The 9,392-nt window shown below is 45.2% G+C and carries 11 protein-coding genes; all 11 read left to right on the plus strand.

What is annotated here, in order from left to right; all coding sequences use genetic code 11:
• Nucleotides 1–65 precede the first annotated feature (65 nt).
• Entirely contained in the window at nucleotides 66–1,841 is a 1,776-nt protein-coding gene (locus tag EA392_00910; protein ID TVR41891.1) for a glycosyltransferase family 2 protein, read from the plus strand.
• Nucleotides 1,825–2,292 carry a hypothetical protein gene (locus EA392_00915; GenBank protein TVR41892.1) on the plus strand — a complete coding sequence of 156 codons (468 nt, stop codon included), beginning with the start codon at nucleotides 1,825–1,827 and terminating at the stop codon, nucleotides 2,290–2,292. Before EA392_00910 ends, EA392_00915 begins: the two co-directional genes overlap by 17 nt.
• On the plus strand, nucleotides 2,292–2,630 hold the full coding sequence (locus tag EA392_00920) for a head-tail adaptor protein (GenBank protein ID TVR41893.1): 339 nt from the start codon (nucleotides 2,292–2,294) through the stop codon (nucleotides 2,628–2,630). Before EA392_00915 ends, EA392_00920 begins: the two co-directional genes overlap by 1 nt.
• Nucleotides 2,631–2,677: 47 nt before the next feature.
• A complete protein-coding gene (locus tag EA392_00925) occupies nucleotides 2,678–3,091 on the plus strand; it encodes a hypothetical protein (GenBank protein TVR41894.1) in 414 nt (137 codons plus the stop codon).
• Nucleotides 3,088–3,519, plus strand: coding sequence for a hypothetical protein (locus tag EA392_00930; GenBank protein TVR41895.1), 432 nt, complete (start codon nucleotides 3,088–3,090; stop codon nucleotides 3,517–3,519). The genes EA392_00925 and EA392_00930 overlap by 4 nt, the downstream gene beginning before the upstream one ends.
• A gap of 6 nt (nucleotides 3,520–3,525) precedes the next feature.
• On the plus strand, nucleotides 3,526–3,945 hold the full coding sequence (locus EA392_00935) for a hypothetical protein (protein TVR41896.1): 420 nt from the start codon (nucleotides 3,526–3,528) through the stop codon (nucleotides 3,943–3,945).
• On the plus strand, nucleotides 3,945–4,289 hold the full coding sequence (locus tag EA392_00940) for a hypothetical protein (protein TVR41897.1): 345 nt from the start codon (nucleotides 3,945–3,947) through the stop codon (nucleotides 4,287–4,289). The genes EA392_00935 and EA392_00940 overlap by 1 nt, the downstream gene beginning before the upstream one ends.
• 59 nt (nucleotides 4,290–4,348) lie before the next feature.
• Nucleotides 4,349–4,597 (plus strand): hypothetical protein, encoded by a 249-nt coding sequence (locus EA392_00945; GenBank protein TVR41898.1) that lies wholly within the window; start codon nucleotides 4,349–4,351, stop codon nucleotides 4,595–4,597.
• Nucleotides 4,578–6,470, plus strand: a complete 1,893-nt coding sequence (locus tag EA392_00950; protein ID TVR41899.1) for a hypothetical protein — start codon at nucleotides 4,578–4,580, stop codon at nucleotides 6,468–6,470. Before EA392_00945 ends, EA392_00950 begins: the two co-directional genes overlap by 20 nt.
• The gene (locus EA392_00955; GenBank protein TVR41900.1) at nucleotides 6,467–8,821 is read left to right on the plus strand and encodes a hypothetical protein; all 2,355 of its coding nucleotides are present in this window, start codon (nucleotides 6,467–6,469) and stop codon (nucleotides 8,819–8,821) included. The genes EA392_00950 and EA392_00955 overlap by 4 nt, the downstream gene beginning before the upstream one ends.
• The coding region (locus EA392_00960; GenBank protein TVR41901.1) for a hypothetical protein at nucleotides 8,818–9,392 on the plus strand (575 nt) is incomplete at its 3' end. The genes EA392_00955 and EA392_00960, both read left to right, overlap by 4 nt.

A 9,392-nucleotide genomic window follows, 5' to 3' on the forward strand; every position in this document is an offset into this window, starting at 1 on the left:
TCTTTTCTACAGGAATCACAAAGACTTGATGAAATAATTGAAACGCTTAAATGGGTTTTACAAAAATGAAAGTAAACAGTCATAATATAGAGTTTGGATATGAGTTGCTGAGTGCGATTCCGTATGCCTATGAACTGTATTTATCCGGCAAGCTTACCGGCACCACTTCAGGCAAAGCATCTGAGCCGCTGTATTACTTTTCTCCTAAACATACGATTAACCCTGAGCCGCGAAGCTGGTATAACACACCAAAAGCAACCGGTGCCGGCATACCTTACACGAACATACACAAACCGAATTTACAGCCTAAAGCGTTTCCACCTTATAAGGAGCATTACGCAAATGACGTATTTAAGTGGGATAAACCCACCCTTTGCATCTGCAACCGGGCTAACGTGGAATGGATGGCTGGGGTAATCAATTACTTCGATGCTGAAATGTTGGATTGGCTGTTCAGCAACCTAAAAGACCAATACGAAATTATATATTTCCCCATCGGTATCCCTAAAAATATACAGGACAATGCACCGCCTGAGCAGGTGTTCGATGACATTGCACTGGCTGAAAAGCACGGGGTAAGGGTATTTTCAACCTTATTAACAAGTCCTGAAAGATGGAATGCTGTTATGCTACAAGTATTCGCTAACTGCGAACACTACATCACAATGAATGGTGGTTACTCAATACTTGCAAGCTACTTCTCAGGGCAAAACATCATATTCAGCAAGCCCGGAAAGCCGCAATGTCAGGAGATTACACAAGGTAGCTTTTGGAGGTGGTACCCGAATATCAACGACGTGCAAACATTGCACGTACCTTCATATAGCGAACTAAAGCGAAAAGTTCAGGCTCTGTATATTGATAAACTTCCGACAGCGAACGTAATCATTCGCACATCAAACAGACCAAAGGCTTTCAGGTATGCGATGCAAAGCGTTTTGATGCAGGATTACCAGAATGTCAATATAGTCGTAACAGTAGACGATGAGCGCAGCGACAAGTACACTCATGGATACAATTGCAGGGTAATACCCGTTTCACAGCCACAACGCACACACCGGCCAAGTAATTCCAAGGATAAACCGGAGGGCAAACGGTCGTTTGGGCAATGGTTTCCGGCAAATGATTACATCGCACAGGCACAGGCGCGCGTAAAGGGGTATATTATGTTTCTGGACGACGATGACAAGTACGTAAGAAAAGACGCTATAAGTAAGGTTATGCAGCAGGCGCAGAAGGATAAGCTAATGGTTTGGAAGGTTCAATTTCCAAACTCAGTCATTCCTAACGGGTCTTTTGGCCAAACGCCTACCATTTGCGATATTGCAAGCATTGGGATGTGTTATCATAGTGACTACATACATAAATCAGATTGGACGCCGTGGAAATGTGCCGACTATCGCACCGCCGCCAAATGGGCTGATAATGAAATAATTTGGATTGACCAAGTATTAACCGCTCTGCAATCGCAGCCCGGACGTGGAATGCGTAAGGATGTGCAACAGGAGCACCAAATAATTATACCTATGAAAAAACCAATTGTAAAAGTACAATTTATCCGTGATTTCCAGGGGCGCAAAGCCGGGACAATCGAGGAGTTAAAATGGCACATTGCTGTAAATTTCATTTATCGCGAGGCCTGTGTAGAGGTTGAAGATCCTAAAGAGCCAGTAAAACAGATCCAGTCTGCCACGGGTAAGGTGATGACCGAAGCCACGGAAGACAACACGATGGTAAAAGCAAAACCGAAGCCACGCGCAAAGGCTAAGCCACGGCCCCGTAAAACCAAAGAAGAAAAAAACGCACCTGTAAAGACAAAGACAGATGAAACTGAAGATTAACACGGTCGGATATGAGCCTATCAGCTTGACAGATGCAAAGGAGTATCTTCAGGTTGACGGCTCACATGACGACAAGCTCATTACGCGCCTGATCACGGCAGCGCGCCAAATGGTAGAGACGATCTGCGGGGTTTCAATTGTTGAGAAATCCATTGAGGTTGGATCGGCAAACTTTCAAACACCATGGCTGCTTCCATACGGGCCGGTAAAAACTATGACCAGCGCAACGGTTGACGGTGAGACAGCAGAGATTGACGGTGATTACATAACTACCAGCGGCGCGATATTGGAAGCTGAATACATCGCGGGCTTTGAAGAGTTGCCAGCCGGATTGGAGCAGGCTATGTATGAGTTGATCAAATTATACTACGATGCACGGGGGATGCAGATGCAAATCCCTGATACATTGTACGGAGCACTGCAAAAGTATTCACGTAATTTGGTGGTATAATGAGACTAAAGGAACGCATAGAATTTTACAGACCTACTACCGAGCCGGACGAGGCCGGGGGTTATGACCGTACTGAATATGTAAAGCAGTACGAATGTTGGGCTAATGTCGATCAGGATAATTCAGCCCGTGAGATGCAATCTATGCAGACCGCTAACATGGTGATTGTGAAAGTTACGATACGATACAACCCGGCTTATGTGCCTGGCATCAAAGACAATATTAAATGGGGCGGTGTGTGGCTTACGATCCACGGCGAGCCTGACAGAAGCGAGCGCAACTGGCTGAAGTTCAGAGCAGCGTATGACCCTAACAGAGAATTACCCGAAATAGACTGATTATGGCAAGAGGTAGATTTATAGCATTGTTTATCAATAAACCGAGCGTGGCACGGACTGCAAGGCGTTTGGCTAAAACGGACAGTGATATACATAAAGGGCTGATCAGGATTGTAGAAACTACCGCGCAGGCTATTCATGGCGAATCACTACGCAATGCACCTAAAGGCGAAACAGCCGGATTGAGAACAGGCTACCAGATTGACGAAAGAAGGCTGAAACGCGATCTGCAAGCAAGCGTATTCAATGACACGTTTTACACGCCGTACCAGGAGTTCGGAACCGGCTCACTTGTAAGCGTACCGCCGGGGTTTGAAGCAATGGCGATGCAGTTCAAAGGAGCCGGAATTAAGGAGGTGAACATCACGCCGCAACCACACTTTGCCCCGGCCATTGAGCGCAACGAGCCGCGCCATATTAAAGCAATTGAAAAACTAATTGATAAACATACCGACCGATGAGAAAAGACGCAACACGGGAAATAAGACAACACTATGTCGATTTGCTTTCAGAGATTGAGGTAAACGACAAGGCTATACCGGTTTACAATCTGGCAAAGGTATCAGATCCGCCCCCGTACATCCTGGTATTTGGCGGTGTGAATGAGCAGGGCACCACCAAAGGCCCCCGGCATAGTGAAATATCAATTAACGTGGAGGTACATACAGCATACCGGGGCGATTATGGCGGTGAAAAGTTTATGGATGCGATCGTAAATGAAATCATTGAAAAGCGGTATGAAAAAGCACCGCGCTATGGCGAAACAGAAAACTTTCAATTAGTCACCTGCCAATACAACGCGGGCGAATCACTAAGATTACAGACTTCTACTGAGGTACATATAATAAGGCAAATCACATTCAATCATTTTGTAAACCAAAAAATATAAATAATTATGGCAGCAATAAACGGCTCATTATTCATATTGCGGGTAAAAACCAACGGAACTTGGTTGAGCCTGCTGGCTTCTGAGCAAAGCCACACTATTAATGTCAACCAGGACAACCCCACAGCGGTTGCAAAAGGCTCATTGGGCTGGACGCCTCGCATAGCCGGGTCGCGCGATTGGGATGTATCCATTGACGGGTTGATTGATCCTACCTCTGAGCTTTCAGAAGAGGAAATATTTGACATCATTGCAAACCGCGAGGACGTAGAGATACAATCCAGTTCAGATGAAACTGGAAGCGTAATGTATGAAGGCAAGGCATTGATAGGCAACTTCAGTAAAACATCTGAAGCGGAGCAGCCTGCTTCCTTCAGTGCATCTTTTGAGGCAAACGGTAAACTTGAAAAAGTAATCGTGGGTTCGTAATGGAGTTTAAACTAAATAGAGGCTTTTGGCGGCGCAAGGTTAAATTCACGTTTGACCTTGCAGCCCTGAAAGCTGCCACCGTAGCAACGCGGATGGATTTGGGGGAGTTCTATACCTCTGAAAAGCTGACCGATGATGACCGGCTATTCTTTCACGCTTACGGGGCTTGGCTCAACGGGCGGTCTGTTACGATTAAGACGCTGAAGAAGTTTACCCGGTTTTGGAGCAGATTGAGCGTAAAGCACCTGAACCAGGTAAAATCCTTTCGGGCACAATCCGAAATCGTATCAGAGCATTTTTTAAAGGCGGTAAAACAAACGCCGGGCGAAAAAAAAAACTCCTAACGTGGAACAGCCTGCATGATGTGATACTTGGTGAACTTAAAATGCCGCTGCGCGAAGGTATGAAATTAACGCTTAATGAAATAATGATTATGCAGCTTGGCAATATACGACAACAGGAGATGCAGCTACACTCAACGCGCCTAATTATGTGGGAGATTAGAAGTAAGTACCTGAAGAGAGGTAAGACCATAAGACCGGAGGATGTGTTCAAACTTTCATTTGATGCGGCAAAGCCACCGGAGCGATTGACAAAAGATAGGTTTTTAGAACTGATTAAAAAAACAAAAAATGTCACAGCAGACAACTAAAGTACATATTGACGCGGACAACCGGAAGTTAAAACGCGGCCTGAAAGACTCCGAAAAAGAGGTAAAAGGCTTCGGCGGCAAGATTGACGGCCTGGGTAAAAAGTTGGGTATGCTTGCCGGTGCTGCTGCCATTGGTGCAGTTGTAAAGGGCCTATTCAACATGGCTAAGCAGTTGGGGCAGACCGCTGACCGTCTTCTGGACTTAGAACAAATCACAGGAACCAGTACGGACGCGCTTCAAGAATGGGAACACGTGGCACGTATCGCGGGGGTCAATGCTGAAACGTATTCAAACGCTGTAATCGGCTTAACGCAACGCCTTGCGCGCGGTGCTGAAATGTCGGCAGGTTTGCGCATGGGTATTGAGCGGCTTGGCATCGAGATGAAGAACCAGAACGGCACGATGCGATCCGGTGCCGAAATCACGGAGGAGGCTATCACGAAACTGGCCGAAATGGACGACATTACGCAGCGCAACATCGCAGGGGCGCAACTGTTCTCAGGAGCATGGAAAGACCTTGCACCTATTTTGGCATTAGGAGCGGACGGCATCGAAGCAGCAAAGAATGAAGCGCGGGAGCTGGGGCTGGTAATGGATAGGGAGGCGTTGGAGAAGGCGAATGCGTTCAGGGTGGAGATGGAAAAAGTAAGTGCGCAATTTGGACGTTTTAAACAGGACGTAGGAATGCTTGTAATACCGGCCATTCTTGGTATTGTAAATGTATTACAGCGAGCTGTTGCGGGGTATAAGAACTTGCTTGGCCTTATGGGCAGCGTAACGGATCAGGCATTGGGGACGCCGCAAAAACAAGTAGATGATTTCATTGCATCGATTGATAGTATAATAGACAGGGAGCAACGAAGAGCCGCGATAGTTGAGGAAATTATATACTTACAGAATAAGAGTCGCGAACTATGGAGAGAGGAAGATAAAGCACTTCAGGAAATAGGCAATAGTATGGCCGAACAGGCTAAAATATTGCAGAAAAACTATGATGTGTACGTAGATTTAAAGGCCAAAGAAATAGCCGAAGCCGAAAAAGCAGCCGAAGCACAACGCATGGCAGAAGAGCAAGCAGAACAACAACGCAGGGATGCACTTGGCGAAATAGGCAGGCTGCAAGAGGACATCGGCAACTTAGAGAAAAGAATAATAGCGGCAAACACTGAGGCAATACGAGAAAAATACGCAATAGAAAAAGCACTGTTGCAAGAAAAGTTAGACCTTATAAAACAAACCATATCAGCAGAAGGATTGGGCGCAGCAGAAGCAGACCGGCGCGGGTTGACCGGTATATCACCGATGGCACCGCGCGGCGTTCAATTGGATGACGGGCATCAGGACTTTCTGGATCAGCAAAAAGAAAAGGAGATTGCATTAAAGGGTGTTTCAAAACAAGCACAAGAAACTGGCGATGCACTGATAAACATGGAGCAATTTGCCGTTGATGCTGCTTATGAAGCCGGCATAGCTATGGGTCAAATGGCAAAAGCCGGAGGTCAGGCCACATCAGACATTATTAAGCAGATGATGGCGCAAACCATTGCAGCACTGATTAGGCACATCATGACACAGGTTCCGTTCCCTGCAAATATCGGATTGGCGGCCGGGGCCGGAGTAATGGCTTCAGGGTTGTTTAATCAGATACCGGCTTATGCATCAGGGACAAGCAACCACCCTGGAGGACTTGCATGGGTAGGTGAGCGCGGCCCGGAATTGGCAGAACTGCCCAAAGGAACCGCTGTACATAGCCACAGGGACAGCATGGCAATGATGGGGGGACAGGGCGGTAAAGTTGAATTTGAGATACGAGGTGATAAATTACTTGGCGTTTTACGCAGATACACAAACAGGCTAACATCAAATACATGATAGCAAAAAACTTTGATACTTACACCACGATAGCACGTATTGAATTTGATACTTTACGGGGCAAGGAAGTTGAATGCAATGTTAAGCGTTTCGGGTCTTTGTCCGGTGTAACAAAAATATTCAAAGGCACATCTGACTGTCTTATGATTTCATTTCTTGACGGATTAGACACATTTGAGCCGATAAAAGCCAGTGAAGCGACATTAAAAGTGCATAATCTTGAAGACTTCGCAGCGTTAGGAATACTTGCAAGGGGTAATCGGGATTATCTTCTTGAAGTGAAATATGAAGGTTCTATTATATGGACAGGTTTTATGCAGCCAGACCAATGGACTGAGCCATTCACCGACACGCCTTACCCTTCAGAGTTTCGGTTTATTGACGGTTTGAGCTTACTCAAAGATATTGATTTTGCTGATTCGCAAGGCTGTTATTACAGGGGCTACTTTAGGGATATTATTACCGTTGGGTATTGTATTTCAGAAATAAGGTTAAACAGACCGATCATTGATCAAATTAATATAATTGATCAAAATACGGATGAACCAGACATTGCTGGCACTCTGTTTGAAAAGATAAAAAACGTTGAGGCATTTAGGGGGATGACTTGCTATGAGGTGCTGCAAAATATACTAAGGTCTTACTTTGCGCGTATTGAGTTTTCGGATAACAAATACTACATACGCAGGTTAAATGCAAATGAACAGGAGCGGTCATATACGTGGCAGATAAATCCCGGTGGTGTACCGTCATTACAAGGAGTGACAAATGAAAGTTTGCAGGAAGAAATAACCTGTGCAAACGAGCCTGAAGAAAGCCGGATTGCATGGGTTGACAATACGCAGGAGCTTTTTAGATTGCCTGGCTATGAAAAATTGAGCATTAAGCAGGGATACGGGGTAAAGCCTTCAATATTTCCGCGGTCATTATTTGAGGAATGCGACTTTGACAGCAATGATAATTTAAGGTACTGGAATCACAATGGCATACGAAAACGCACGGTTGATGGTGATCCCGTTGTGGAGTTTAAAGAATTCATACGACCATTGCCGGGGCAGCCATTACCATACGATCCACCCGCTTTCATTGAGGCATTTACCGATACAGCTTACAGTGGCACGGGTGTAACGGACGAAACAGCAGATTTTTTTGAGTTGGATTTTACTTGTCGGAGCCGTGGATATGTACCTTTCGAAGCCGGTGTGTATAACGCACCACGAAGGCCAAGCGGGACACTCACTTCATCAGGTAATTCAGTAGAGCCAGCGACCGGTCAATTTGAAAGCAGACCTACGCATCCGTTTAGGGTTCACGATCTATCGGGTACGCTTTGTTTTAGGTTGCAGAGAACAGAAGTAACAGATGTCGGTGCTGATTTCCCTGAAGTAGAAGACCGGTGGGCTGTAATATTCAGAAACGAACAAAGAGTGCCACAAGGATACCAGGCTGGAGTTCCTTACTGGGCGGTTGTGCTTTCTTTTGATGCTACATTTGTTTACATTAGATTGAATGAGACCAAAAGCCTGTTTGAAACAAAAAACCCAAACGCGGACGATGTTGGCGAAGATTTTAGCGCGAGCATATTTTTTTCAGCTTTACCGGTTCGTTTTCAGGAGCCTAAAGGTGCTGACCTGATAATGACCGGTACTTTTTTAACAAACGGACGATTGCCGATTGAAATAAACCGAAGAGATATTTATAACAGTCGGTTTTTTGCCATTGGTGCTGAATCGAACGTGCGTATATTGGGCGGGTCATCCACGAACGGGCCTTTGTTTTTAAGGGTGGAGAAAATTACAGAAAATTTCATTGATGCAGACAGACAAGTTTCGGGTGCTTGGCAATTAGAGGGGTTGCGTGTTAGAATAAAGGACACACCAGAAAACAGGGAAGATGTGTATTTGATAAACGATAAAAACAGGGGCGAATACAATCTAAACATAATGTTTGCCGAAACGCCGATAAAAAATAACTTTCAAAACAATGTATTGAAGTTTTACAACAATTTCCTCGTTAGAACCAATACGACTGAGCCAGCATTGCAATACATTCACGGAGTAGAGGAGGACAGTGAGCCTTTCACCATGTATGACTTTTTGAAAAGCAACTATACAACCTTACTTAAAGATCACAGAATCGGTTTAGCAGGGACATTATTTTCGGATAACCTTGTTTTGACCGGTAAAATATTTGTTGAAAATTTCACAGAAAAACGCTATATTGCAACTGAAAATCAATGGAATGTCGGAATGCATGAAACGCAGATCGTGTTACATGAAATTGCACCGGCTGATCCACCTGAATTAAAAGGGTCATATAGCGAATCATACTCTAATGCATACGACAAATGACAAAAGCAGAATTAATACAACTGATCGAGAACACAATTTTTCCCAACGTTGCAGGCGAAATTGACGCGGGTGAACACCAGCAGATGCTTAAGGATATACTTGAAGCGGTCTTTCCTGAAATTACAGAGTCAACAACACCTACATGGACAAGCACATCAGATGTACTCAAAGGGAGCTATTGGTTTTTCAACAATAGAATATGGCTTGCTGAAGAAAACAGCGGGCCGACATATGGGGGTGCTGTTGAGCCTGGATCAGACCCATTATTTTGGACTGAAATTGACGCATCAGCACTTGCGCACGTGCAAAACACCGACCTAAAATTAGGCCGCTACGAAACCCTCCTTGACGGCGGCGGAACGCAAACATTCAATCTTACACAGTCGCAATACAAAGATAAGAACTACTTTGTTTTGGAATCCGGGATTAGCGAGGCAGATGCTAACTATACGCTGCGAACGGTGGATGGTACGGAACGCAAACGGGGCTGGATATTTACCTACGTTGTGCCCGCTGCAACATATACAATCACCTTTGAAACAAACGCGCACCAGAACGTAGGTGAAGCACC

Source organism: Cryomorphaceae bacterium, assembly GCA_007695365.1.
In the GTDB taxonomy this organism is placed as follows: domain Bacteria; phylum Bacteroidota; class Bacteroidia; order Flavobacteriales_D; family SKUL01; genus SKUL01.